The organism is Paenibacillus riograndensis SBR5, assembly GCF_000981585.1.
Classification (GTDB): Bacteria; Bacillota; Bacilli; order Paenibacillales; family Paenibacillaceae; genus Paenibacillus_AQ; species Paenibacillus_AQ riograndensis.
Window position 1 is genome coordinate 931,649 of record NZ_LN831776.1, and the last position, 26,674, is coordinate 958,322.

Below are 26,674 nucleotides of genomic sequence, written 5' to 3' on the forward strand. Positions count from 1 at the left end.
TTAGTTTTATTGTTGTAAATACTCTTCAAACTCATCCACTAATATAAAGGTTATTTCCGGATCAAAAAATGCTGATGAATACACATGGTTTACTATAAAAGCGGCAGTTGTACTCCAGCCACTTCTGTCTGAAATCCCAGAGTACTCAAGAAACAAATCTATGTGTTTTTCAACAAACACTTGCTTTTTTCGCAATTTGTTCGCATAGCTTTTATCCCCATTAAAAAATCTTTTCAGTTCCAAACTAACATCATACGGTCTAATTCTCTTGTTAATATTTTTGGCATCAGCAACTAAGATGTTTTTGTTTTTTTCTATAATGACTATTAAGTCTACTTCTCCACACGGAGGGTTTTTAGGAAGTGTTTTGGAGATTCTTTTGAAATTGTCTAGTCTGGCAATAACGCATTTATCTCCAACGACTTCAATAGCAATATTTTCAATTTCAATTTCTAATTCATCGTCTTGTCTTTTATGAATTTTTTTTACTTCGTTTATTATGTTCTCAGGACAATCTGTACTGTAAGGATAGTCCCCTTCAAGAACCGAATTAACCCATAGTGAGGAGGCTGTTAAGCACATCTGATTTCCATACAATACTGTCTGCTCCCCTATTTGAATGAGGGGGCAGAGATTTAGCCGTTCTTTTCTTCGCATTAACTGAGAGGCTATTAATTCTTCACTTTTCAAATATGAAGAAAACGACAAGCTTAAAAAATCAATGACTTTTTCAATGCTGCCTCTGTCGAACTCAGGTAGTATCAAGGATACTTCAGAAATTAATTTCTCAATTGTGACTGTATTTATGGGGAAATTTATATTTCTGTCCAGATCTATCATACCGAGTGATGCAAGTATATTGACCATCTCATAAAATGTAAATCCGTAATTACTTTTGAACAGACTATCCAACTCAGCGGGGATCCTTGATTTTCCGCTATTGAGCTCTACATCTGTAATTTTGTTATTATTCTCTTGAAGTCTCTTACGTGAAGCTTTTATACCTACTCGGCTTTCCTCATACTGAAATCCTTCGGAATCAAAAACATAGCTTCCAACGTTATCAGTGACTTCAAACATATCAGTAACTGTGATGCTATAAGGAATTAAATTCTGTTCATCTAATTCATATAACATAGTTGTTTCATTAAGAATAATGGCGACAGCGAGAAGTTGTTTCCATTGAAACTTTGTAATCGCATTACCAGTACCGTTTTTAAGCCCGGTCTTTAAGATCGAAGCAATAATATGTTTAACAGCCACGGAATGTCTTGAAAGGTCTCTCTTTTCAACAACATTTTTTTCAACAACATCAAAATCAGTGTCAGTAAGCGAATCAATCGCACGTTGCAGGTTGATAGTTTCACGATGTCCTTCAATAAACTCCAGTTGTGTATACGCGTACTGCAATAAATCAAAATTAAACTTACCTATTTCTTGTTCAAGCGTATTCTGCAAAAAACGGAATATTTCACTGTTTAATTTCCTTGCTTCGTCACCTTCGTATCTGCCTTGCTCGATACCTATACTCAGTAAATATGTTGCAACATTTCTATTAACTACGGAAATGTCTGTTTGATTGTATTTTTCAAAACCGTGGTATTCACTCAGTCGTGGATTTCGAGGTTGAGATGTCCCCATACCATATCTTCTTTTTGAAATAGGGACATTAGCATCCACGAAATTTTGGGCAATCTTCTTGATTTGCTCTTTCGAAAAATGATTACAGTAGAAATGCAGAAAACTCCTAGTTAGTTCGAATATAAATAATCTCTCAGCATGGTTTTCTTCAGAAGTAAAAATATGATGCAACTTACTTGTATCATAAATGAAAAATACGAATTTTTCGTGCTTCTTGGAATTCCACCTTGTTGTAATAACAAACGGGTGCTCGTCATAAATCTCATCAAGATGTTCTGAAAGGAAGCTAAGTTTTCCTCCTTCGAGTATTTCCTCAACTGGACATAAATGTACATTTATTACCTCGTGTAGCTGCAAGTCGTATTCTTGAAATAATAAAACGTAAGAACTATGAAGTTTAACAAAATATTCGGACAACATTGGTTTTAGTAGTTTTTCACCTATTTTAACAGCCTCAGCATTTGAAATTTGAAATAAATGAAGTGGGTATTTAAGCAGTATTACTGTGTCAGAAGGGGTTAGTAGAATCCCACCATTTAATGTTCGTTTGTTACATATTTCGTACACGGACTCTCCCTGTTTTAATACCATGTCGTAATAATAAGGATGAAGTTGTTCTGTAATTTCAAAGACATTATCTTTATACTTTTTGCTGAGATAATTCATATAGTAGTCATGCCATCCGTGAGTGGGAAATGAAATTACACCTGCAATCTTACCACTTTCAAAAAACTTCTTTCCGTTTTCCAGAAAGTAAGCAAACTTATCAAGTGCATCTATTGTGACTACTCGTGAAACAGCACCTATAAATTTACTCTCCTTAACATATCTTATAAATTCTTCGCCGGAATCCAGCTGTTCAAATAGTCTTTTCAAATCTAAGAAAGAAAAATAACTTATATTAGTTGGTGGAACTCCAAAGGGAGGACAATTAATACCAGTATGTTCAAAAACTATTACAGAGGTAATTTCTAATGCCTCAGGTGGTACTAGCTGTGGCTCATCATAAAAATAATGTTTTAAGCCCATCAGATCATTAAAGTTAATTTGTTGAATCCTATTATTTACGATTGAAATGGCGGTATCCATAGAAAACACTGAGTTGTTTCTAACACGCAATAGATGAAAATATACAAGTTGATTATCTGCAACTCTTACTACAACTTCGTTTTGCTTAAGCAGATTAGTATTACTGATGTCCACGATATTATCTAGAACATAATGTCTGTTAAAAAAACCTTCGCATGCATATCTTAATTGTAGAGCTAATGCATTAGTTGCATCTATCAGGTTTATTTTTTGGTTTGATTCAGAATAAAGAAGGTTATCTGCAATGGTGAATAAAACCTCAGTGTGTAGTTGAGGAAGAACGTAAAAAGCCTCGTCGTCAGCAGTTTTAATGAGAATCTTTTTAAATAATGTAGCTGCGTTTGCTTTATCAATTATTGTAATATTACTTTCAAATTCACCGATACTCATAGATTTGAAATCATGAACATTGGTTTGGAAGTATTGGCCGATATAATTTAAGTACTCGACTGACGGAATATAATATGATTTAGTAATAACAGATGATTCTGGATTAGAAACAATTTGGTTTAAAATATTGGTTTGGAAACCAAGAGATGCTTCGAATACCTCAGCTAGATGATCTTGTAACGTAGAGTCTATGTCTGTTTTCAAATACATCCAATCAAATTTTTCGATGAATTCTCTCGGCCTCTCTAGTGATCCATAGAAAAAATAATACTTTGTTCCGTTATAAAAATAGGGTATTAATTCTAATTGAGAGAAGGGGGTAAAATCTTCAGCACTCGAATATTCAATGTTTGTTTTTCTGAAAAAGTTGTCAAGAAATTTCTTGAAATCCTTATACTCAAGGGGCTTCTGTAAGAAGTCAGTTTGTCTTACAGACAACAGGCATGCAACTAAATATTCAAATCTTAATTGATACAATTGATTATTTGGATGAACTGCCGCTGCTTGAATCCATAATAGTAGTTCCTTAAAGTTATAATTTTTCATCCAGTCACTGACTTCTTTTAAGTTCAAGGGTATGTAGCCCTCCTTAGCGTAGTGTTTTTGCTAATAAATCTTGCACACATATTATCTTATCAAATTTTGGAAGTACATGTCGATTGCCTCTGGTTTCGGACACAATGCCATACTACCATGTCAAGTATAGGGGCAACTTTAAGTCGATGGTTTAAATAGATCACGCATCGGCAGTACGTAACGGCGTTCGGCAGCACAAAACAAACGTCGAGTAGGAAAGTTTCGTAGCTTTTGCTATGATTTGTTTTAGAAATACTTGAGAGATCCTTTCGGCCAAGTTATAACAAGAAACAACTTGTTACCTGGGAGGTTTCTCAAATGACGCTGTTGCTCACTCATGTCTTGGTGGACATGGATCGAATTTCTTCCGGCGTTACATCGAAGGTAAAGGGTTTGATGCCATCGCCCGCGAGTTGTTTGAAGAGGGGGGGATCCACGCCCTCTATGGTGGCAGGGAAGAAAAAGCAGTCGATTTATTGGAATGGCTCATCCGTCCAGCAAATCCTCGAAAATCCGGATTACTCGGGCGATATGGTGAAGGGTCGGGAAACGACCATCAGCGTGACGAACAAGGCACGTAGGGAAAGGACGGAGGCGGACTTCATTGTGGTCAAAGAGACACACGAAGCGATTATTTCGCGGGACGTATTCGATACGGTGCAGCAACTGATTGAATCCAACCGAAGACGTTCGCCTGAAAATCCCGATGTAAGCAGCAGACCGCATCAGAATGTCAATCTGTTCACCGGGGTCATCTTCTGTGAAGACTGCGGCAGAGGGTTACACTACCAGAGAAATTGCAAAGGCTACATTTGCGGGCGAAGCCACAAGCACGGTAATAAGGCTTGTAAGAAGCATCGGGTTCGAGAGAAGGCGCTATCCAGGTATCTGGAAGATGTCATTACCAAGTCCGACTATGACGACTATGTTGTGAATCGGGATGCAGAGTTAGTGAAGTTACTTCAGGATAAGGGGCAGATCGAGGCGTCAATGTCAGCAGCCTTGGATTCCAGAAAGTTGGATGAAGTGAAGGCAGTCGTGACAAGTGCTTTGGCATTCGAGGAAGTTAACAAAGAAGTCATCAATCGTTTTATTGAGAAGATCGTTGTTGCGAGGGACAGCACGGTTAAGCTTTATTATTGTTTTGCGGGTATTTCTAAAATTCTCGAACTGCTTGCTTGATGGTAATTCATGTAAGGTTCTGCCGACTGTTGGACGGTTTTATTTTTGGGGTATTTATGCAACGCTCGGCAGTCCATACATGTGGAGTCGGTCATTTTGATGGTTCGCAACGGATAGGCGATCCCGAATGCCGCAAAATGAGGGGTGTCCCATAAGTCATGATAATGACGATGGGACACCCCTTTTTATCCGGGCTAAACAGCAGTCCACACATTAATTGTTCTTCCGAATCGTACATTACATGGGGAACATAGCTATCTTAAAGCAAATGTCCGCCAGACACTTCAATGTCCTGGGCTGTAACCCAGCCGAAATCATCGGACAATAAGCTCACAATGACCTTCGCCATATCTTCGGGTTGGCCGATTCTGCCAAATGCAGATTGCTCAGCCAGCGGCTTAATGAATTCAGGATGTTTATCAAACACTCCGTCGCCAAAATTGCTGTGCGTAGGACCGGGCGAAACTGCGTTGACCCGAATTTGGCGGGGGGCAAGTTCTTTGGCGATGTAGCGAGTCCAAGTTGAGAATGCTGCTTTTAACGAGCCGTAGATGGAGTAGCCCGGAAATGACTGGTTTTTAGATGAGCTCGTGGTATTTACAATAGCTCCAGCATCCTCCATGAATCCGACAAGTTGTTGTGTTAAAAAGGCCGGTCCTTTGAAGTTCGTATTAAGAATCTTGTCGAAGTATTCTTCGCTCATCTCAGTGAACATCATGGGCCCGCCGACACCACCATTATTAACTAAGTAATCAAAAGTTGTTCGGTTCCAAATGTCCTGGAGGCTCTTTTTCACTTCTAGAATAAAGCCTTCGAATGTTGATATTCGAGTCAGATCCAGCTTCAGTGCGAATGCCCGAACGCCTTTATTCTTCTCAATTTCCTTTACGACACCTTCTGCCCGGTCCTTATAGGAATTGTATGTGAGAATAACGCTAATTCCGCGTTTGCCAAGCTCAAGCGCCGTCGCTTTTCCAATGCCATTACTTCCACCTGTTACAATCGCAATCTTCATAAGATCCTCCTTGTTTTGTGTTTGATCTGGCTTTAATTTTAGCCGCATCTGTGGCAATAAAATAGACCTGAAAATGCCTTTTGATTGCCTAAAAACACCAAGTTACTTTTCGATTTACCCGAATTACCCTTTATATCTGACACATTAGTAGCCCAAAAATGCCTATGTATATAACGCTGTGTTGAGGGATAAGAAAGTCGTGTGATAAACTAAGTGCATGAATAACGTCCTTGATGAAATAATTGATCTGATGAAAGGCGCAGGCACTCGACAGATTGAAACCGGAGTACCGGGGCTAAGTATGATTAAGGGAGATATCCCCGCTCATCAACTCGCAGCGCTCTACGAGCCGATGATTGGTTTTACAGTTCAAGGAACAAAGATTCTTTCAATCGGGGAGCGTAGCACTGACCTGGAAGGGCCATCATATTACGTGTTACCGGTGCATGTTCCTGCAACGGCGAGTGTACATCCAGACCGTTATGGCCGTCCTTACATGTCACTTGGTCTCAAGTTGAATCAGAACGTTCTTCAGAGTTTACTTAGAGACCTTCCTGAAAATCTATTACCGACTGCTTCCGGGCATTTCGCAGCCTGTGAAATGGATATTGAATTTATGGAGGCATGGCTGCGCTTATTGCGATTGTCGAAAACATCAAGAGATATTCCAGCTCTTGCACCAGCTTATGAACGCGAAATCCTTTATCGCGTTTTGATGGGACCGCAAGGATGGTATCTGAGGCAATTTGGTCTGCGGGAAAGCAATTTATCTAAAATTTCCGAAATTGTAAAATGGTTTCGCAGCAATTTTATGAAGCCAATAGACATTGGCGAGATGGCATCAAAATCTGGTATGGCTATAAATACCTTTCACCGTCAGTTTAAAAGGGCAACGGGTTTAAGTCCTATTCAATTTCAAAAGCAATTAAGGCTTCTGGAGGCTAGGAACCTCATTGCATTTGAGGGCTATCCAGTAGCAAGTGCCGCATATCATGTTGGCTATCAAAGTCCCTCACAGTTCAATCGGGAGTACTCCCGCTTCTTCGGTTCATCTCCAGCCCGGGACACTGAGAACCTAAGACGAATCGAAAGCACGCGGATATCCCCGCTTAATTGAATAACGCCGGCTGTTTGCCGAAAAGCTTGTTCCGTGTCTCCAGGACATCCGGCGGATTGTCTTCGTTAAACTGAGTAATCGCAACGCGCAGAACGGACAAAAGCATTGCCGTGCGGACTTGTATAAAGTGCTGCCAGCTCCTGTCATCCAATACATTACCGCCGCTCCATGTTCTTCAGATGACAACTCTGAATGGGGCTGAATTTCCGGATCGGATGAATGATATGGGTACCGTGGATATTGGCAAAAACGCCGGTATGGTCCTTCTGGATGCCAACCCCATAGAAAGCGTACAAAATCTTCATAAAATTAACGCTGTGATACGGGCGGGTGCTTATCACGATAATCAAAAGCTTAGCTCCATTAAGCAAAAGCTGGGAACGAATCAGTGAATGCAGTTTGTCTGCAGCAGATTGGAACGCATAGTGCCTGCTTCTCAACACAAAAAGCAGCCCCCAATACGGGAGCTGCTTTTTGCCGCGCCTGTCCTTAATCAAGGACGGCTGCCGGAACACAGCCTACAACTGTTGCAGGAGTGTGGTATAGTAGGCGTTACCGTTTCGCTTATCCAGCTTTTCCGCTGTAGAGAGAGCTAATTTCTGGAAATACTTCGCGAGCGACTCAACCTCCCCGGACTGGCGCTCATACGGGTGCCCTGCCGGAAGCTTGACCTGGAACCGGATGGATTCTTCTGCCAGCCGGCGGAACATCTTAGCCGAATAGGCATTGAATATCATCTGATCGACCGGGTTCTCATGATCCAGCGAGGAGGCGATGTACTCTTCAAAGACCTCCAGCGCCTTGATTGGATCGGTCAAGGTCAGGTAACCAATGTGCTCTCCCTGGTGATACAGAAAGTCGCGGTTTCCTTTGACCAGCTTGTAGCCTTTCTTCTGCAGCTTATCCGCTTCGCTCTGGCGGCCCAGCCGCAGGAGAGGGAACAGGACTTTCGTAATCGTCACATGAGGGACCTCACCGCAGGTCATTCGACCCTTGAGAATCGGCTCGGCTGCCTTCACGGTCTTCTCGTCTTCGTTCCGCTTCGCCAGAAATTCGACCAGACCGTGCTGCTCACAGGCCTCACAATCGCTCATCTCATCCCGTTCCATGGACTGTACGATATCCCACTCGGCTTCAGAAGCATCCAGTTCTCCGAAATCGGCGAGAAGCTTCGCCCGGTAATAGTGATAGGTACGGCTGCTGTAGCCTTCGGCCGCAAAGCGGGTCTTCATATCCTCCAGCAGGTTCTCAATCTGGACACGGCTAATTTCTGCAAAAGCGGAGATGCGGTCCAGCACCCACTTGTACGACCACATCAGGCTGTAATCATCGAACCGGCCCGGGTTCTTGTCATATTGTCCCAGCTGCCAGGAAAAGGCGACCAGCGCCTTCATCGGATAGCCGTGGAAGCTGCCCAGCTCTACGATCTCGCTGCGGGCCTCATAGCCCTGATCGATATCTCCTGCGGCATCTGCCACCCGTACCGCCTGCTCCAGCAGCTCCAGCTTAGCCTTGCCTCCCGGCAGGCCATAGGCTTCTTCCATCAAGTCATCGAAACTCATCTCGGTAAAGTTCATCTATTCGTCTCCTCCTGTGACGTGACTGGCCGTCAATCCCCAATCAATAAATTGAATTATGCCTTTGTTCAGGAGCGCGATCTCCTGACGGTTCATCGGATAATGTCCCATCATCAGCGCATTGCAGTACAGCATTTCGATAATGGAGGGCAGCATCTTCTGGTGCGCCGGATGAAATGCCCGCTCGATGACCGGGTTGTTCAGGTTGAAGTAGAGCGTGGCGTATGCCGCATCCTTGAGCGTAGCGCCCAGGCTGCCCAGCACGGAGGACAGGGCGTCAGTGCTCACTTCCTTCGTTGCCTCAAGTACGCGCCACTGGGCGGACTCCTCGGACAGCGTGTAGAGTACAGGAATCTCCTCCGGCTTGAAGCGGCGCAGCTGCACCTGGCAGCGGAATTTCTGCAGGACACTGTCTGCGAGTCTTACGGATTCATAGTAGTCCAACCGCTCTTGAGGGGTAATATCGGTAAAGGATAACGATACCTCCTCCGGCAGCAGCCGTTCAGTCTCCACGTCCGGGTCAACGAGCGGCAGCCGGGACAGCAGCTCGGCATCGTAAATAAATCCGCCATTCACCACCAGCATGGATTGGGCCGAAGCCACATGGGTAATCTGGCGGTATTCGTCCAGCGTCGCAGTGAAGTAAAGGGGAGGGTGCTGCTTCAGTTCGCCAAGCGGCTTCCTGCCAAATGTGCTCTCAAACGGCAGCCACTCATGAATAATCGAATAGAATGACAAATCTTCCACCGCGAGGGCCTTCATGGATAAGGCGTGCAGCGAAATGATAGATTGCAGGCGATCCGGGTCGTACTCCGCCATCCGCATCAATTCCTGGCGGATGGAGTTCCCCAGTTCTTCCCGCACCTGCTCCAGCTGGGCATTCTCATAGAAATGCTCCCGGGAAGCGGTCGGCTGCAGCTCATCGGTCCAGATCAGGCATTTCACGAAAAACGCCCAGTCCGGCAGGATATTGCTGGCAGCTTCAGAGACCAGCATGTGCTTCAAGTACACCCGGTGATTGCGTTTGGCGTTGAGGTTCACCGCCTGCGGCAGAATGAAGGCGATGCCTCCCGTCCGGCCCGAGGCGGTGTGCAGGGGAATGAAATCGCGGAACGTCTCCCCAAGCACCTGCTTGCCGAAGGCCAGCACCTCGTCACGGTGCTTCCGGGCCAGTTGCGGATCTTTGACCCATGGCGGAGTCAGCGGATTAATCAGGCGGGTGTTACGGTCTGACACCAGTTGGATCGGATAAGGCAGCAGAGCGCCGTAATGGAACAGCCCTTCCTGCAGATTGTTCTCCTCGAAGTAAGCTTCGGAGCCTTCTTTGCAACGCAAAAAAACCTTGGTGCCTGGAGCATGTTGCCCTTCGAGCTTGCGGATCGTATAGGTGCCGTCCGGCTTCCCGCGCCATTCCAGGGCAGGTCCGCCCTTGGCGGATTGGGTGACCATGACGATATCATCACTCACCATGAAGCAGGACAAGAGCCCGATGCCAAACCGCCCGATAAAAGAGGTGTTGGTGGAGAGAAAGTCTTCACCCCGCTTGGAGGATTGTCCGATCATCGCCAGGAACTCATGAATCTCTGCTTCGTTTAACCCGATTCCGTTATCTTCTACCAATAAGGTCGCCCCGGTTGAGGTCCCGCTTACCTCGACATGAATCTTGCCTTCGTATCCGTCGGGGGAATAAGCCTGCCGTGCAGTAATCGCGTCTATGCCATTCTGCAGCAGCTCCCTTAAGAATACCTTCGGGCTGCTATACAAATGGTTAGACAAAATGTTGATCATACCGCTTAAGTTGACCTGAAAGCGGTAAGTATCCCGGTTCTGGTTCTCCATTCTTGTTCTCCTGTTCTGTAATCATTTGATATGTAGACGCAACTCTATGTATTACCCAGAAGCCGCATTATAAGAAACAGATATTGCCAATCCGCTCGTGATCCCGTCTCCTTTGTTTGTTTCGGGGTAAGCCGGCAGAATTGCTCAGGGGTGAATTATCTTGGGTTATTCTGCTTCATTTTATGTTTGACTAGACTTTGGATAAGCAAAAAGGTTTTGATCGCCCCAATGCCTAACAGCAGGATACAAATAATGAAAATAAAATGCCCGATTCCAGGCAGGTATGTGAAGAAAACATACCAAGGGGCCATGCTGCCCATTGATATTAATACTCCAACCGGAATGATCAGGTTGAATATAAGCAGCGATAACAACGATACAGTTATTCGTAGTGGGGTTGGAGTGAACTTTTTCTTCCATTCAAAAAGGTTGTAAATGGACCATACGACTAGAGCGGCGATAATAACACATATAGAATCGATAATTGCATAAGTTCTGGTGACATTGGTAATTTCAACGCCTGTTGGTTCTTGTCCATTCATGATCTGTTGAACTCCTGAAGCGATCTTACTGAAGTTCATTCCTCGCACGAGAAAGTCCTGAGCATTAATCAGGACTACGATAGCGGTATCCCCATCCAATATCATATCTGAATAGAAGTTTTCTATAGCTCCATTGTGTTGAATGATATTGCCATTAATCTCCCAACCCATGCCATAATAATGTCCTGTCGAGGGATCTTCGGCATAAGGCTGATGCATGGTTGAGACACTGGCAGGAGAAACGATGGAGACGTTCTGGTAACTTCCGTTATTTAATTGGGCCGTTAGGTAGTGAGCCATATCCTCCGCGCTGGAAATGAGGTACCCGGAAGCCAGTATGGATGGATTGTTGGGAAAGTCCTTTGGAAGCATATAGCCAAAAATAGATTGATACCCTTTGGCCAACCCGTTTTGTTGCGCTTCTGCTACGGAGGTAAAGCTATTTTTCATATCCAGCGGGTTAAAAATATGCTCTTGAACATATTCAGCATAAGATTGACCTGAGGCAGCCTGAATAATAGCGCCAAGGAGATCATAATTTAGATTTGAATAATGATATGTACTGCCTACTGGATTGCTTAAAGATACATCACCAAGATGAGTGGCAAGCTCATCAATAGAATCAAATTTGTTGTTAAAAACACGCCGTCCCTCATAGGTAGAGAAGCCACTGACCTGGTGAAGCAGGTCTTTTACAAGAATAGCCTCTGCAGCTTTTGGATCTGCCAGTTTAAAATTAGGCAAGTATTGCTGCATAGGTGCATTCAAATCGATTTTCCCTTGTTCAACCAATTGCATTATGGCCAGAGCGGTGAACGATTTAGTGGTGGAGCCAAGTATAAATGGGGTTTGAGGAGTAATGGGATCCCCGTCGGGTCCAGAGGTTCCATAACCCTTTAAATAAACAATCTGATCACCTTTTACAATACCCAAGGCAACACCCGGAATTTGAAGCTGTTCGATCATAGATTCGACGTGATCATCAATTTTTGCAGAATCCACTGGAGTTGTAGTTGTAGTAGAACTGCTATTAGCTAAGACTGATGAATCGGATATAACTACACTACTTGCTATCAAAATAAGTACAACCATCCATATTTGAATCTTCTTTTTCACAAAAAACACTCGCTTTCCCTTTAAGTTCTATAAGCAATTTTAAAGGGCTTTTTGACCAGACAAAACAGTCTAAGAGATAGTTTAAAGACTGGACGAGGGGCGAAGGTTTCCTCGACTGAGGTCTGGGAGTCATTTCTGGCCGTGTATCCAATGTCCACCTGCCATGTAGGCCCTGTGTGCAAACTGGATTGATTCAGTACCGGAGAAGCTTCACCCAAAGAATCATAAACTTTAAGCCGGTAGAAGTCGATTAAATAATTAGGGCTTATTACATAAATTCCCTAATTAGAACATACCTAGCAATGAACTTAAGCCCAGGCGTAGAAGTCGTATCTAAAAATAGAATTCATTACAGGAGGTAAGCTATGAATAAGAGAACAGGGATTAGGTTTTTAGTTGTAATTATGATGATTTATGTATTTAGTCTTAATTTGGGTGTGGAAACGGTAAAGGCAAATTCCGTATATTATGTTTCTACAACGGGGAATGACATCACTGGAACCGGTACACAATCAAATCCATGGAAAACCATACAAAAGGCAGCAGATACCATGACAGCCGGAGATACCTGCATCATACGAGGCGGTACATACCGGGAAACAGTAACACTTCATACTTCTGGAACTTCTGCAAATCCCATAAACTTTAAGGCTTATACAGGAGAGAACGTAACGGTATCCGGTGCCGATCCGGTTACTGGCTGGAAAAATCACTCCCGGTCCATCTATTACGCGAAAATGACGGGTTCCCTTGGAACAAAAGATCAGATATTTGTTAATAAGCAAATGCAATTTGAAGCCAGATGGCCCAATTCACCAACATTTGATCCCTTAAATTCAACATATGCAACAGTTGATTCCGGTTCCGCTACAACCATCAAGGATGGGGACTTAACTCAGGCACCTGGATACTGGGTGGGCAAAACGGTTTGGAGTGTTCCGGGAACAGGCTACAAATCTTATAAAAGTACCATTACCGGCTCGAGTAGCGGCTCCATTACCTTTGATCAAATGGCTGCTGCAGCGACAGAAGGTAACAGCTATTATATTACTGGTAATCTTGAAGATCTTGACAGTGCGGGAGAATGGTATTATGACAGCATGACTGGCAGACTTTATTTATGGGCCCCTGGTGGAGCTGATCCGAATACTTTGACAGTAGAAGCAAAGACGCGGACTTATGCTTTTGATTTAAGTTCCCGCTCTTACATAAATATTACCGGAATTAATATCTTCGCCTCCAGCATTAAAATGTCTAATTCTAATTACTGTAAAGTTTCTAATATGATTGCGGAATATGTCAGTCATGATTCGGATGTTACCAGACAATACAATACAGGGATATTTATGTCCGGTACCAATAATGAGCTTAGAGACAGTACTTTGACCTACAGTTCCGGTAATCTGGTGAGTATAGAGGGAACAGGAAATAAGGTAATTAATAATCTTATTCATGAAGCAAATTATTCGGCAGCGGATATTCCGGCAATCTATCTATTGGGGGCAAACCATCTAATCAGCCATAATACGGTATATAACGCTGGGCGTCATCTGATATTTATGCCTACCCAAAACAGCCGGATCCAATATAATAATCTGTACAATGCAGGAAAGCTGACAAAAGACTGCGGAATACTCTATGAATTTGCGTGGGATGGGCAAGGGACGGTAATTCATCATAATTACATCCATGATAATCTGGCAAAAAATTATTCCGGCACTGGGATCTATCTGGATAACGGCAGCAAGGGCTATATTGTGCATCATAATGTTGTATGGGGAAACTATACAGGGATTAGATTGAATACACCCAGTAATTTTAACCTGATTTATAACAATACCACCTACAGTAACGGGAATGTAGGATATTGGGGAAGTAATTTTCAGTCAGATATGTACGGTGACAGAATTTTCAACAATATCTTTACTACAGCCTTTACACTGCCTGGTACTCATATAGAAGGAAATAATATTACCTCTGAAACCAATCCGTTATTTGTAAATCCCGCAGCATATGATTTCAGGTTGCAGTCTACTTCTCCAGCGATTAATGCAGGGGTTGTAATATCTGGAATCACGAATGATTATGCGGGTGCGGCACCGGATCTTGGAGCATATGAGTTTGGTAGAACGGTCTGGACTGCCGGGCATAATTTTTCTTCACCTCCGGCCCCGGTTTTTGAGAGTGTCAGCTTACTTTATGTTAATAACGTAAGGCAATCTGATTTCGAGAAAGGGATAATCTCACCATGGGCAGGAACATATTCAGATACTGCTGCAAGTGTATCGGAACCAAGAAGCGGCTCTAAGAGTGTCAGATTGGGACCCGGAGAAGATGGTATCGAGCAGGTACTTACGGGGCTAAGCCCTAATACCAGCTATATGTATACCGCCTGGGTTAAAGCAGACATAGGAGAGAAGATTCAGATCGGCGTTAAAGGCTTTGAAGGAAAGGATGCATCTGCAACATCTGACAGTACATCCTGGACAATGGTAAAGATCCCTTTTACAACCGGAGCAGGCGCTACCAGGGCAACAGTGTATGCTTATAAGAAGCCCGGTACAGCATATGTTTATGTGGATGATTTTGGGGTAGTTGAGCAATAAACTCCTATACCTGACTTAAGTGCATCCTGCATGCGGAGCAGATACTCAATACGTCGCTTTTGGAGCAAACTGACCTTTATTCTTTAGAGCATAGTCAAAAAAACGAAGGATAAGTTCATTTTGAGTTTCAATCGCGTAATATGTATCGATATCTGCTTTTCCGCCTTGCAACAGGTTTGCCAATATGGGCGAGAATAAAGGTAGATCGGTTAAACTTAAATGTTTTGCGCCTTTAAAATGAACGTTGTAGGCACCTTTAAAATTTATATTCGAAATTCTATTCGCGATATACGGAAGATACGAAGAATTGCTGTCGAGCTGTATCCACACATCATCCGAATAAACATTAAGAAGCGGGATGGTGTAAGCTTCGGATTTTGCAGTTAATTCGTTCGTAACTTTATCATACACAAGCTCGCTATAGAATGGAGCATCTATATTTACTACGGCGTCAATGTCATCGCGTTTTCTGCTCAGGGCTACGCTTGCTGAACCCCCCATAGAATGGCCGAACACGCCTATTTTCTGTGTATTGATGCGTTCATATACAGAATCTTTTTTTTGCTCGGCTTGTTCCAGGATCGTATCCATGACAAAATCCATATCATCCGTTCGCAATTTCATCCATTTTTGATTAAGTTCGAAAAACTTACCAAGCGGATAAACCCCTTTTATATTTGCATTGCTGAAATCTTGCAAGTACCCGGGATTAACTGTCACGACCTTTCCATCCTCGGAAACGGTATAAAAAGAATGATAGGGATGGTCAATCGAAACGACGACATAACCGTGGCTCGCAAGTTCTGTAAAGGTAGAAGTGTTGCTGGTTTTAATACCAAATGCTCCATGGGAGAACACAAGCAAAGGATAGGTTCCGTCTGCCTGTTCAGGATACCAAAATTCCACGTTAACAAACCGTTTGTCATCCTGATCCGTAAATTCTTCGATACGATTTTTGTCCGTATAGGTGTAAGTGGCGGTGGCCACTGGATACGGACCTGTCACTTGCGGCAGCCTATGCTGTGGAAAAAGTAAAACAGGAACAAGGGTAACGACTACGGTCAATGATAAGAAAAGGGATTTCCATACCGCAGAAAAAGCTTTGTAACGCGGAGTGTGTGTTTGTTTGCGCAGGAGTGCAATCATTTCCTTGAACGCTAATATAAAGAGCAAGCCTGCAAACAGCCCCCAAGTGTACTCCCATACGACAACTTTCCCCAAGATCAGCATCATAAATCCTACAAACATTGTGATTCTCGCCCAACTCTTTATCTTGTTGCGGCTTTGCTTGGTTACAATGGAATAAACGGCAATTGCCAGCTCGAAGACTAACGTAACAACAAGGATTAAAATCTCCATAAGACTTCTCTGCTCCTCCTCCAGTTTTTTATGAATTCATCATAATAAATGGAAGAGCAGGTGTATACGCATAAACGATAAGCTGTAGCTGAGAGCCAATAAGTTGTAAAAAACAACGGAAAGATGTGTACTTACGCTGCGAATACGGCTTTATTGGGGAGCGGTTTGTGTATATCTTCTAAACCTCGTTTTTAAATGTTTTTAGTCTTTCATTGATCTTTTGAGCTTCCTTTTTGTCATTCTTATACGTCAGCAGGCGAACGATAGCATATACTGTGGCAATTTGCAAAGCAAATAATAGTATACCGAAAGTGCCGTATACGAGATTCAATAGGACAGCCAGAGAAATTAATAGGACTTCCAGAAAAAGGAAATGTAGAATCACCCGGAGGCGCATTTTATTCTCGCTAATCGCATGCGGCGTATATAAAATGATTCCGGTCAAAGCACCCAAAAAAGAGAAAGCCATAATTGTAAAAATCGTCTTTAATTCGAAACTCGCATCAGGAGCATAGATTTGCCGCAAAACAGTGATGATTATAATGATGGAGGCAAATATAATTAAGAAATCTCTAATTATTTCTTTTATGAGTTCGGAATGCTTCATATAGGCCCCCCCTTTATAATCCAAGCATATGTTTAAGCATCGGCACATACTGCCGTGATATGACTATCTTTTCCCCATTATCCAATAATGCTTGAAAACGGCCGCTGATCGACGGATGAATACTGGCAATCTTAGCTATATTTAGAATGGTCGATTTGGAGGCGCGAAAACAATGCTTCTCTTTGCAAAGTTCCTCCAGTTCATAAAGCTTTTGTTTGACTTCATGAACGTTGTTCTTACCATACGCAAACACTTTTCCGTCAACAGCTTCAAAATAATAAATATCACTAAGTTTGATGCGGCTGATCCTATCCTCATGATAACCAAGTATAATGAGCGTTTCGGTTTTTATTTTATTAACGAGCTCATGTATTTCTTCGTCTACTTGGTGACACCTGATGCGGATCTCCTCTTCTTCTGTATGGTCTATTACTTCGATGGAAATTTTGATAGAATCACCCTCGGAAATTCGAATTAAAACTTGTTAACTTTTATAATACGTAAATCATACAATGAAAAGGCGTAAGCTTCTACTTTGAGCAACTCAATTCCATACAAAAAAGGACTGTCCCAAGTCATAGTTATAGCTTTTGGAACAGCCGTATATAACGTGAACGAACATGCACAAGGGGGAGTAGTAATCCTGTCGTCGTTTACATTACTTGGAGATGAGTAGGGTAACCATATGAAAAATCGGCCTTGTTCGCATTGTATACGAAGAGGCCGATTTTTGTTCTTCTTCAGTTTGACCGAATCATTTCGGTAATCCGTTTATAGATTTACTTATTTCAATTTTCCTGCACGGATGTCGTCTGTCATCCCTTTATAAGGCGCTTTGGAAATTAGTTCTTGATTGTCAATACCGGCGTTTTCCAAAAATGTGATATCAGCAAATTCAGGGACAACATATTTTGGATAAGTTTCATATTTTTCGCGCGATTCTTTCATTAATTCAAGATAATCATTTTGATAACAAACCGTAATTTCCGGATGTTCATGAACCCACTTTGGGAAAAAAATAACACCGTGCATTCGTTTTTCATTTGGCATAAAGTTCAAGGCAACGTCCGTTCCTGTCGGCTCGGTCCATGATACTTTATAAACGCCTTCTGTTAGTTTTACAATATCAACTTCCTGGTCGCGCACCCAGCGGCCCGCAACCATGCCGCTATGGATACGATAATCAATGGTATGGTCATTCTTGATGTAGATTTCGTATTCCCAACCAATTTCATAAGTATAAATCATATGGCTTCCTACAAAGTCTTTTAAAGCTTCTTTCGTTTTCATATGGGTTTCTCCTTATTTAAATAATTATCTGCTTGAACGGTTTTATTTCATATCCCGCCAGTTTTGGATATTGTTCTCCCAAATATATTTATATTTTCCGATAATATCTCTTGCTGTTTTTGGCTTTTGTCCAGTCAAAGCTTCAATGGCATCGGACTGAACGTTTAAAAGCCCTTCTTTAATGCTGGCATCGGTGGTAACGAGATCATCGCCGCAGAATGGAACAGGCGAGCAGGAGAAATCTCCGGTAATTTCTCTGGGAATGTGCATTTTTTCCAGGTGTTCGTAATATTGCTCCGCATTCACAGGAGTATACTCCAGGTCTCTACCGGAAACTTCTTTAATGAGGTTGCACAGATCCCTTACGGAAACAGACTCTGATCCTACGATATTATAAGCCTCGTTATCTTTGCCTTTTCCGAGTAGGGCTGCGGCTGCGGCCCTTGCGCAATCATCTTTGTGAACTAAAGTAGCCCGGCCTTCGCCGGCAGTGGTTAACCATTTATTGTTGGACATTAGTGCCAACATCGTATACATGGTCAGATAGTTTTCTAAATACAAGTTATTTCTCATTGCATTGTAGGTAACACCTGTTGACTTTAAGTAGTTTTCAGTTGCTGTATGGTCTGGAGTTACAAAAACGTGAGCGTAATTAGGATCTGTCGCACCGATGAATGAACTATACGTGATGTGAGAGATTCCTGCTTTGATTGCCGTATCAATTGCATTTTTGTGTTGCTGGACTCTTCTGCCTACTTCAAGGCCAGAGACAATATAGATACGATCACCATCTTTGAAAGCCCGTTCCATGGATGGAATGTCATCATAATTGATTTCAAAGATTGTGACTCCCGCATTTTCCCAACGTTGAACCGTATCTTTGGGAATTCTGTCTTTCTTCATGCATGTGAAGGTTAAATTGCGACCATCTACTTCTGCGAGAACCGTTTCCGCCACACGGCTTGCCAGTTGACCGTCTACGCCTGTTACAATATAACGCATGTTTAATCCCTCTTTTCTAGTGATAACTTTCACAAGGAAAGAATAGCATACGTTGACATTAGAGTGAAATTACCCTATGTTATGATTTATAAAAAGGATTTATTAATAAAAAGGATGTTTCAAATGAATATTCAGCAATTAAAGTGCTTTGTTTCTCTTGCTGAGACACTGAATTTTTCGAAAACGGCTGAGAAATTAAATTTGACACAACCTGCTGTAAGCCACAACATAAAAAGTTTAGAAAATGAGCTGGGAATCCTTTTATTTGTCCGCAACAAAAGGACTGTTAATTTGACTTTAGCCGGCAAAAGCTTTTACGAAGATATGGAAGGGCTTCTATTCAGATTAGACCAATCCATTAAGAAAGCAAAACGGCTCTCGGAAAAATATGAAAGCACTTTGGTTATCGGATACACAGAGACTGTTTTTGAGAAGAAAGTTTTGCCGGACATGATTAGGCGATTTAAGGAAAAATACCCGCAGATTCAAATTCAGTTGAAAAAGTCTAATTTGACTAGAGAGAAGGAAGATTTATTAAACCAAAAGTTTGATATCATATTTACTTCGGAAGATAATTTGGGAAAGGACATTGATTTTTGTTTTTATCCGGTACTTCAAGGGTCCTATGTTTGTGTACTGCCCAAAAATCATCCTTTCGCGAATGAAAGTGAGCTGGACATCGAACAATTAAATCATCAATCGATCATTTTATTTGACGAACACCAATCCCCCCCAACCCTAAAAAAGATGAACAGGAAAATTATTGAGAATTGTCCCGATTCCATTTATACCTATGGAGATACCATTAATACAGTACATACCATGATAAAAAGTGATCTTGGCGTTTCGGTTCTGCCGGACTTTGTGATTGGAGAGGATAGCGAGATCGCCAGTGTTCCTTTAAGCTATACTGAAGAAGTGGTTTACGGTCTTGCTTGCCTTAGAAGCGAAGTGCGCTTAGAAGTAAAACGCTGGATTTCAACTATAAAAGAGTTACTCACTTAAACCAAATCAAGTCATATCATCCCGAAGCGCGTCAATAATATTTTCTCTTTTTATCTTGCTAATGGCATACAGCATTGTAATGAACACCACAAAGAACACGCTGAACACGCTGATTCCGATGCTGCCCCACGGGAACACAAAAGCGATATTGTCCGCCCCGCCGCCCATCACTTTGTAAATCAGCCAAGCAGAGATTGCCGCTATGGGAAGCCCGAAGATTAGCGCCCTCATGCCATAAAAGGCACACTCGAAATTCATCATCTTTTGGAAATCGCGTTCAGACATCCCCACAGAGCGGAGCATGGCAAGCTCCCGCCGGCGCAGCTTGATATTGGTGGAAATGGTGTTGAACACATTGGCAACCGTAATCAGCGAAATCATAATGATAAAAGTATAAGCGAACACGTTGGCAATGAATATCATATTGCGGTTCTCATCAAGCACTTTAGAAAAATTGTACAGGGTATAATTGGATTTAATTCCCGCACCCTTAATCATCGCTTCCATTTTAGCCGTCGACTGTATGGGAGTCTTTGACCGAAAGGTCAAGGCCTTAATAGCCACATGGGTATCGGAGGTTTCAAACTTCTCTTTGATTGAATAAGGGACCATCACCTTAAAAATGAACGGATTCTTCACCTTGGAGTCTTCTGGGATCGAAGGTCCATCAGGTGGCACGGTATTGACAAACTTAATACTTACGTTTCGCTCCTGTTCCATCTTCGGCTTGCCATTTGTTTCGGGAGCGATGGTAAAATTCATGGAAGAACTCTTGAACAGATCACTAATATTCGCAACCTCTTCCTCCCGATTATCTTTCATGTGGTTTTTCATTTTTGCAACGGCGATCATTTTCGCATTTTGACCGGTATATTCCTCTTCCGGCAAGTTCAAGCTTTTGATAATGTTCAGATAGGCGCTGTCATCAAGAAACTGAATTTCCATTGGCAGATTAACCGTTTCATCCGGCGAATGTGAACCCGCGTATTTCCAGTAATCGTCTGAAAGATCGCTTGCTTTGGCAACGCATGAATACTTCATAAGCGCTTGATACGAGCTTTCGTAAACACCATCGGCGGTTTTTAGCTTGTCATAAAGCGGCAGCATTTCGCTATCGTTCATGTCCTGTGTGGACATAATGATGTCAAATGTAGTATACACTACTGCCCGCTCCGACCATTGCTTCAAATCCGTTACAAAAGCACTGGTGGATATAAACAGTACTACGCTTAAAACAAGGGACAGCACAATGCTGCGATAGCGTTTCTTGTTTCTTTTAAAATTCTTTAGCGCAAGGGTTCCCTCTAAACCGTAAATACGCTGCGCCAGTTTTGACGTTTTCACGGCTTTGGATTCAACTTTGACCTCGTTCGTCTGACGAATAATCTCCATAACGGGAGTACTTGCGGCCTTTCGGGCCGGAATATAGGCCGAAATCAGAATGGTAACGATGCTAACCGCAGCCGCAGCAACAATTACGGGAATGGACACTGACAATGTTAAAGGTACGTTGGTGTAGAGAATGTTCTCAAAATTCCTGGCGACAACGGAAATCACAAGCCTGATACTGCCTATGCCGGCAATAACGCCAATCGGTATGCCGGCCGCACCAATGCAAAGTCCCTCAAACAGCACCGAATTTCGCAGCTGCCTCGCTGTGGCTCCCACCGACGAGAGAATCCCGAACTGGTGTGTGCGCTCGTTCAGCGATATGTTGAACGAATTATAAATCAGAAAAATCGAGCCGATCATGATCAAGGCAACCAAAATGCCGCCAACCGAGTACAGAAGCGTGTTGAATATATTATCGCCCGAAAGACCCATGAAGCGCAGCACATTATCGTTAAAGACGTAAGCCCCGGTTCCGGCTGTGCTGCTTGCGTAAGCGTGAACACCACGCGGGTTTTTAAGCGTGACAAATAGGTTTAAGCTGTCCGCTGTGTCCCCGGCATCTGCTTTCGTTATCAAGGTATATCCCGGCGCGGAAGGTTCCTCAAAACCGGGTAAATAGTAGATACCGACAACATTGTAGGTTCTCTTGGCTTTTGGCACAAGAGTTTCTTTCCCGGAAATGTAAGGGTCGTGTTGACCGAGATTCTTGTTGCCATTCATACGGTTTCCTACAGCAAGTGAAAGCGTGTCACCCTCCGCGAAATTAACGCCGCTGTTTACTTCGGCGCTCATCGGAACAAGAATCTCCCCGCTGTTTTCAGGCAGCCTGCCGGACATCAGGTTGATGGGCAAGGTGTCAAAGGCTTTCTTGCTAAATCCGGCCATAAAAAGGTACGGCTTTTTGGGGTTTTTCCCGCCGTCAAGTTTTGCGTAGCCGATATTTTCAACTGTTGCGGAGTTTGCAACTCCCTTGTCGAGAGCTCGTTCCTGTGTGAAAGAGGAATCAACGTTCACAAACTCGACGTGCCAACCGCCGTATTTCTGGGCCGCGCCGTTTGCCATATAGTTCAGCAGGGAAACGCCAAAGGTGGCTACGCCTGTGATCATGGCGGCGGACAGAACAACTCCGATAATCGTGACAATCGTTCGGGTACGGCTTTTTTTCATGCTTTGCAGGGTGACCTTGTTAAAAATGTTCATGGCCGCACCCTCTCGTCCCGCACTACTTTGCCGTCGGATATGCCGATAATGCGGTCTGCCTGCAGGGCGATATTTTCGTCATGGGTGACGAGGAGCAGGGTCTGCCCATATTTTTGATTGCTTTCTTTCAGCAGCTTGATGATTTCATGTCCATTCCGGCTGTCCAAACTGCCCGTGGGTTCGTCGGCAAGCATGACCGCCGGGGCATTCATCAAGGCACGTCCTATGGAAACGCGCTGTTGCTGACCGCCGGAAAGCTGGTTGGGTAAATGCGTTTTGCGGTCTTGCAGCCCAAGCATTTCGAGCAGGTCATTCAGCCGTTCCCCGTTGACCTTCCGCTTGTCCATCAGGATAGGCAAGGTGATGTTTTCCACCACATTCAGAGTGGGAATGAGGTTGTGAAACTGGTAGATCAGCCCAACCTGCCGCCTGCGGAAAATGGCGAGTTTTTCATTGCTTTGGGCATATACATCCTGACCCTCCAAGTACACCTTTCCGCTTGTCGGCACGTCCACGCCGCCGATGATGTGCAGCAACGTGGATTTGCCGGAGCCGGAGGAGCCGATGATTGCGGTAAACTCCCCCTTTTCGAGGGTAAGCGAAACATGGTCAAGCGCGGTAACTTGATTTTCGGCCTTGCCATAGAGCTTGCATAGATTTTCAATTTTTAAAAACTCCATTATGTGAGTCTCCTATCTCATGGTTTACCCATATAATAGAACCTTCAACTTACATCTCTGTGACTTTCAGGTGAGAGATCCGTCACTTGGGGAAACGAATGGCAAATATCGCGCCGCCCTGCGGGTGATTTTTTGCGGTAATCGTCCCTCCCTGCCGTGTTATGATCATCTTGCAGAGAGAAAGTCCAATCCCGTATCCTGTAGCGTTTGGGTTTGTCCCGCGGTAAAACCTGTCAAACAGGGAGGGCAAATCTTCTTTTTCAAAGCCTGCGCCGCTGTCGTGGATGGTTATCTCAGTAAATAAGGGGTTGTCTGTGCAGACAATCTCAATCTTCCCGTTCTCGCCTGTGCTTTCCATGCAATTTTTGAGGATATTTTGAATAGCTTCCGAAAGCCAACCCGAATCGCCTTGAATAATCATCCCTTCCGGTGCGTCTATTTGCAGATCAATATCATGCAGCTCCATGGGGATCAGGAACGGGCGAAGCGCGGCGTTTATCAAGTGGTTCACATCGATCTGCACGCTTTGGAACACCACAATGCCCGCGTCCAAGCGGGATAATTTCAATAGGGAAGTAATCAGCCAATCCATCCGCACAAGCAATTCCTCTGTTTCCCGCACAAATGCTTTCCGCTCGTTCTCATCAGGGTTATTCGCTAACAATGACAGAATGAGGTTCACGGATGTGAGCGGGGTCCGGAGTTGGTGGGCGATGTCGGCCAGCGAATCGGCAAGATGTTCTTTTTCTTTTTTCAGCGCGTTGTTTTGGTCCCGAATACGCAGCGTCATTTTTGTGATCTCGCTGTGCAGAATGGAAAGTTCGCCCTCGTCCGATTCCCCAATAAACAGATGGTCAGCATTATGAAGCACAAGGTCAATTTGATTGGAAATCCGCGCAATGTTTTTGTACCGGGCTTTGGTAAACACGAAAAACGCTGTGCCAAAGGCGGCGGCAGAAGCCATGGCAAGGATTCCCGCCGCCGTATTGATTGCAAATCCCACCATTACAGCGGCGGCGGCCATTAAGGAGAACAAAATGACAAACTGCCGAAACTCTCTATTCCGAAGCATACTCGCTCCCCAATCTATACCCTGTCCCGCGAACGGTCAGAATGATTTGCGGGTTTCCCGGGTCGTTCTCGATCTTCTCCCGCAGACGTTTGATGTACACGGTCAGTGTATTGTCATTGACAAATTCGCCCGCCGCGTCCCACAATTCGTCAAGCAGCCTGCCCCGCGTGATAATACTTTTTGGGTTGCTAATAAACACCAGCAGCAAGCGGTATTCTAATGCTGAAAGAAAAACCTCGTTGCCGTTTTTTTTGACAACGCCGCTTGCCGTATCGACTTGAAGCCCGCAGATTTCAAAAGCCGACCCGGAACGTCCGCTTTTTCGCAGGGCGGTTCCAATTCGCGCAATCAATTCACGCGGGCGAAAAGGCTTGGTGATATAGTCGTCGGCGCCTATGTTCAGCCCGGTAACAACACTCGCCTCATCGCCGGAAGCCGTCAGAAAGATAACCGGAACATCTTGCATTTCTTTGATCTCCGTGCACACCGTGAAGCCATTTCCGTCAGGCAAAGAAATATCAATCAACGCCAAGTCAAATGTATTTCCGGCAAGTGCGGCAAGGGCTTCACTCCGCGTAGGGGCGTGGGTGACTGTAAATCCTTCCGAGCGGAGCAAAAGGATAAGGTTTTTAGCGATTGCCTTATCGTCCTCAACCAAAAATATCCGTTTCATTTATGTTCATCATCCTTTACTTTACTGCTCATATACTGTCCGTCTGCCGGGTTTTTGGCCTCAACTGGAACAAGCCATTTTAGCTCCCTTACTTTATTAAATTTCTTTTGGCGGAAATATACAAGCAGGGCGGAATTAAAGATCAGCATTCCAGCAATCTGCTTGGTATTCCGAAATGTCAGGTTCCAATATTGCCCATTTCCCGCTATACTGAAATAACCTTTCGGAAGATAGTTGAGGAGAGATTAAATGAAATCACAAATTATGTATGTGCTTCTTATGTTTTTGTTAAGTATTTCAAGTAGTAATAAAATTTCTGACACCAGTGTTCCAACAATTACTTCTTCTGCCCATATTACTCCTTCTGAAAGTAAACTTGAGAACAGTAAGAGTTTGGCAATGGAAGCATATAAGAGAGTATTGCAAAATAAGATTGAATTTTACAGCACAGAAACTAAGAAAAAGGTATATTTGAATGATTTTTTAACTAATAACGGGATTTATGGAACTACATCTAAAATAAATCGCTTTGCCGTGCTTGATATGGATGGTGACAGAATACCTGAAGTTGTTCTTGGATTAACAGTAGATGAGAATCCAAATTTTGTTGAAGTCCTGCATTATATGAACGGTGAAGTCTATGGCTATTTTTTTGGAAACGATCAGATCCGTTTTCTTAAAACTGACGGGACATTTAGATGGTTAAGCGGCGGGTTAACTTACAACGGATATGGAAAATTAAGATTCCACACCAATTTCTGTGAAATTGACGATTTAGCTTATCATGAATCAAGTGCTACTGATGAATCATCCACCACATTCGCCATAGCATACTACATCAATAATAAACTAGTTACTATAGATTCATATAATGCTTTTGTTAAAGAAGAAGAAGCTAAAAGGGATGTAACGTGGTATGAATTTTCTCAAGAGAATATATCAACAGTGACTTCAAAAACAAGATAGTGATATTACGTGATATATAACCATGAAAAAATGAGAAGAGAAGTTCATGCTGAATTACAAGGCCTCCTTCAGGAGGCTTTTTTATGGAAAATAAAGAATTTAATAGTGTAAGTTAATAATCACTTCACAGAAGGGGATTAATATGACCCGGTATTGGACAAATCAAACAATTGAAGCATGGGAAAAAGCTCAAGACATTGGTTATTTGGTCGGCAACTCTGATTTCATATGGGGAGAGATGCTAGGGGACTATCATTGGATGATGAGACAGATGAAAAAGAGAATTCCTAATTATTTGGGTGAATTCCCTATATGGCTATGGACGGAGAAACCTGATCTTCGAAGAAGTGGCCATTTCAACGGTGGTACTCATGCTGTAAGCCTCGAAGTAGAGATTCCGAGCGAACAAGTGCTATTATCCGATTTTGATGCATGGCATTGTGTTCTAAACGACAGCTTCATGGCTCTAGATGAAGCGGAGTGGGAAGCCTTTTATAGAAACGAATTGAAGATGTCGAAGGAGGAGAGCTGGGAGCGGATATTTAATCTCGGATTGCTAAGAGAATCGCCCTGGTGGAATTCTGAGCCACATCTCCAAGGAGTTAGCGGAAAAATAAAAATTTCACATGTGTGTAATGTCAGAGAGTTTATTGCTAGAGGAACGAAAATTTAGTTTAAGGCCACCACGCGGCGATCTTTGCATTCAAATACATACGTGCTGACAAAATGTTCTGGGTG

The 26,674-nt window shown here is 43.3% G+C and carries 22 protein-coding genes; 7 read left to right on the plus strand and 15 right to left on the minus strand.

Annotation, left to right across the window (positions count from 1 at the left end; all coding sequences use genetic code 11):
- Window positions 1–6 precede the first annotated feature (6 nt).
- The gene (locus tag PRIO_RS04060; protein ID WP_046501180.1) at window positions 7–3,693 is read right to left on the minus strand and encodes a hypothetical protein; all 3,687 of its coding nucleotides are present in this window, start codon (window positions 3,691–3,693) and stop codon (window positions 7–9) included.
- A gap of 321 nt (window positions 3,694–4,014) precedes the next feature.
- On the opposite strand from PRIO_RS04060, the gene PRIO_RS33690 reads away from it, so the two are divergent.
- Window positions 4,015–4,878 carry a recombinase family protein gene (locus tag PRIO_RS33690; protein ID WP_020432549.1) on the plus strand — a complete coding sequence of 288 codons (864 nt, stop codon included), beginning with the start codon at window positions 4,015–4,017 and terminating at the stop codon, window positions 4,876–4,878.
- Window positions 4,879–5,137: 259 nt separating this feature from the next.
- Here the strand turns inward: PRIO_RS33690 and PRIO_RS04070 are convergent, their stop codons facing one another.
- Window positions 5,138–5,893: an SDR family NAD(P)-dependent oxidoreductase gene (locus PRIO_RS04070; RefSeq protein ID WP_020432550.1), complete on the minus strand. Its 756-nt coding sequence runs from the start codon at window positions 5,891–5,893 to the stop codon at window positions 5,138–5,140.
- Between the two features lie 217 nt (window positions 5,894–6,110).
- Here PRIO_RS04070 and PRIO_RS04075 point away from each other — a divergent pair, with 217 nt between their 5' ends.
- A complete protein-coding gene (locus PRIO_RS04075; RefSeq protein WP_020432552.1) occupies window positions 6,111–7,010 on the plus strand; it encodes an AraC family transcriptional regulator in 900 nt (299 codons plus the stop codon).
- 179 nt (window positions 7,011–7,189) lie between these two features.
- Window positions 7,190–7,402: a hypothetical protein gene (locus tag PRIO_RS37410; RefSeq protein ID WP_141639206.1), complete on the plus strand. Its 213-nt coding sequence runs from the start codon at window positions 7,190–7,192 to the stop codon at window positions 7,400–7,402.
- Window positions 7,403–7,528: 126 nt separating this feature from the next.
- Here the strand turns inward: PRIO_RS37410 and PRIO_RS04085 are convergent, their stop codons facing one another.
- The 3 genes from PRIO_RS04085 to PRIO_RS04095 all read right to left on the minus strand — a co-directional run bounded on the left by PRIO_RS04085 (window position 7,529) and on the right by PRIO_RS04095 (window position 12,084).
- Entirely contained in the window at window positions 7,529–8,587 is a 1,059-nt protein-coding gene (locus PRIO_RS04085) for a hypothetical protein (RefSeq protein WP_020432560.1), read from the minus strand.
- Complete coding sequence (locus PRIO_RS04090) at window positions 8,588–10,426, minus strand: HSP90 family protein (RefSeq protein ID WP_020432562.1); 1,839 nt, start codon at window positions 10,424–10,426, stop codon at window positions 8,588–8,590. It lies immediately after the preceding gene.
- 155 nt (window positions 10,427–10,581) lie between these two features.
- Window positions 10,582–12,084, minus strand: a complete 1,503-nt coding sequence (locus PRIO_RS04095; protein ID WP_141639207.1) for a serine hydrolase domain-containing protein — start codon at window positions 12,082–12,084, stop codon at window positions 10,582–10,584.
- Window positions 12,085–12,449: 365 nt separating this feature from the next.
- Between PRIO_RS04095 and PRIO_RS04100 the strand changes: the two genes are divergently transcribed.
- Window positions 12,450–14,690, plus strand: coding sequence for a right-handed parallel beta-helix repeat-containing protein (locus tag PRIO_RS04100; protein ID WP_046501184.1), 2,241 nt, complete (start codon window positions 12,450–12,452; stop codon window positions 14,688–14,690).
- Window positions 14,691–14,735: 45 nt separating this feature from the next.
- On the opposite strand, the gene PRIO_RS04105 is transcribed toward PRIO_RS04100, so the two are convergent.
- The 5 genes from PRIO_RS04105 to PRIO_RS04125 all read right to left on the minus strand — a co-directional run bounded on the left by PRIO_RS04105 (window position 14,736) and on the right by PRIO_RS04125 (window position 18,948).
- Window positions 14,736–16,049 (minus strand): alpha/beta hydrolase family protein, encoded by a 1,314-nt coding sequence (locus PRIO_RS04105; RefSeq protein WP_020432569.1) that lies wholly within the window; start codon window positions 16,047–16,049, stop codon window positions 14,736–14,738.
- A 178-nt stretch (window positions 16,050–16,227) separates the two neighbouring features.
- Window positions 16,228–16,656 carry a DUF3021 family protein gene (locus PRIO_RS04110; protein WP_046501185.1) on the minus strand — a complete coding sequence of 143 codons (429 nt, stop codon included), beginning with the start codon at window positions 16,654–16,656 and terminating at the stop codon, window positions 16,228–16,230.
- Window positions 16,657–16,669: 13 nt separating this feature from the next.
- Complete coding sequence (locus PRIO_RS37290) at window positions 16,670–17,131, minus strand: LytTR family DNA-binding domain-containing protein (RefSeq protein ID WP_331709843.1); 462 nt, start codon at window positions 17,129–17,131, stop codon at window positions 16,670–16,672.
- 308 nt (window positions 17,132–17,439) lie between these two features.
- Complete coding sequence (locus tag PRIO_RS04120) at window positions 17,440–17,946, minus strand: phenolic acid decarboxylase (protein ID WP_046501189.1); 507 nt, start codon at window positions 17,944–17,946, stop codon at window positions 17,440–17,442.
- A 42-nt stretch (window positions 17,947–17,988) separates the two neighbouring features.
- Complete coding sequence (locus tag PRIO_RS04125; protein ID WP_020432578.1) at window positions 17,989–18,948, minus strand: NmrA family NAD(P)-binding protein; 960 nt, start codon at window positions 18,946–18,948, stop codon at window positions 17,989–17,991.
- A 123-nt stretch (window positions 18,949–19,071) separates the two neighbouring features.
- Between PRIO_RS04125 and PRIO_RS04130 the strand changes: the two genes are divergently transcribed.
- Window positions 19,072–19,953 carry a LysR family transcriptional regulator gene (locus PRIO_RS04130; RefSeq protein WP_020432579.1) on the plus strand — a complete coding sequence of 294 codons (882 nt, stop codon included), beginning with the start codon at window positions 19,072–19,074 and terminating at the stop codon, window positions 19,951–19,953.
- Between the two features lie 6 nt (window positions 19,954–19,959).
- On the opposite strand, the gene PRIO_RS04135 is transcribed toward PRIO_RS04130, so the two are convergent.
- The 5 genes from PRIO_RS04135 to PRIO_RS35905 form a co-directional block, all read right to left on the minus strand.
- Window positions 19,960–22,545, minus strand: coding sequence for an ABC transporter permease (locus tag PRIO_RS04135; RefSeq protein WP_020432580.1), 2,586 nt, complete (start codon window positions 22,543–22,545; stop codon window positions 19,960–19,962).
- A complete protein-coding gene (locus tag PRIO_RS04140; protein ID WP_020432581.1) occupies window positions 22,542–23,225 on the minus strand; it encodes an ABC transporter ATP-binding protein in 684 nt (227 codons plus the stop codon). Before PRIO_RS04140 ends, PRIO_RS04135 begins: the two co-directional genes overlap by 4 nt.
- A gap of 82 nt (window positions 23,226–23,307) precedes the next feature.
- On the minus strand, window positions 23,308–24,249 hold the full coding sequence (locus PRIO_RS04145; RefSeq protein WP_231869817.1) for a sensor histidine kinase: 942 nt from the start codon (window positions 24,247–24,249) through the stop codon (window positions 23,308–23,310).
- A 34-nt stretch (window positions 24,250–24,283) separates the two neighbouring features.
- Window positions 24,284–24,970, minus strand: a complete 687-nt coding sequence (locus tag PRIO_RS04150) for a response regulator transcription factor (RefSeq protein WP_020432583.1) — start codon at window positions 24,968–24,970, stop codon at window positions 24,284–24,286.
- Window positions 24,967–25,119, minus strand: a complete 153-nt coding sequence (locus tag PRIO_RS35905) for a hypothetical protein (protein ID WP_020432589.1) — start codon at window positions 25,117–25,119, stop codon at window positions 24,967–24,969. Before PRIO_RS35905 ends, PRIO_RS04150 begins: the two co-directional genes overlap by 4 nt.
- Before the next feature lie 100 nt (window positions 25,120–25,219).
- On the opposite strand from PRIO_RS35905, the gene PRIO_RS04155 reads away from it, so the two are divergent.
- Both PRIO_RS04155 and PRIO_RS04160 read left to right on the plus strand, forming a co-directional pair.
- Complete coding sequence (locus PRIO_RS04155) at window positions 25,220–25,936, plus strand: hypothetical protein (protein ID WP_052741410.1); 717 nt, start codon at window positions 25,220–25,222, stop codon at window positions 25,934–25,936.
- 142 nt (window positions 25,937–26,078) lie between these two features.
- Entirely contained in the window at window positions 26,079–26,609 is a 531-nt protein-coding gene (locus PRIO_RS04160) for a DUF3841 domain-containing protein (protein WP_020430090.1), read from the plus strand.
- The last annotated feature ends 65 nt before the right edge of the window (window positions 26,610–26,674 follow it).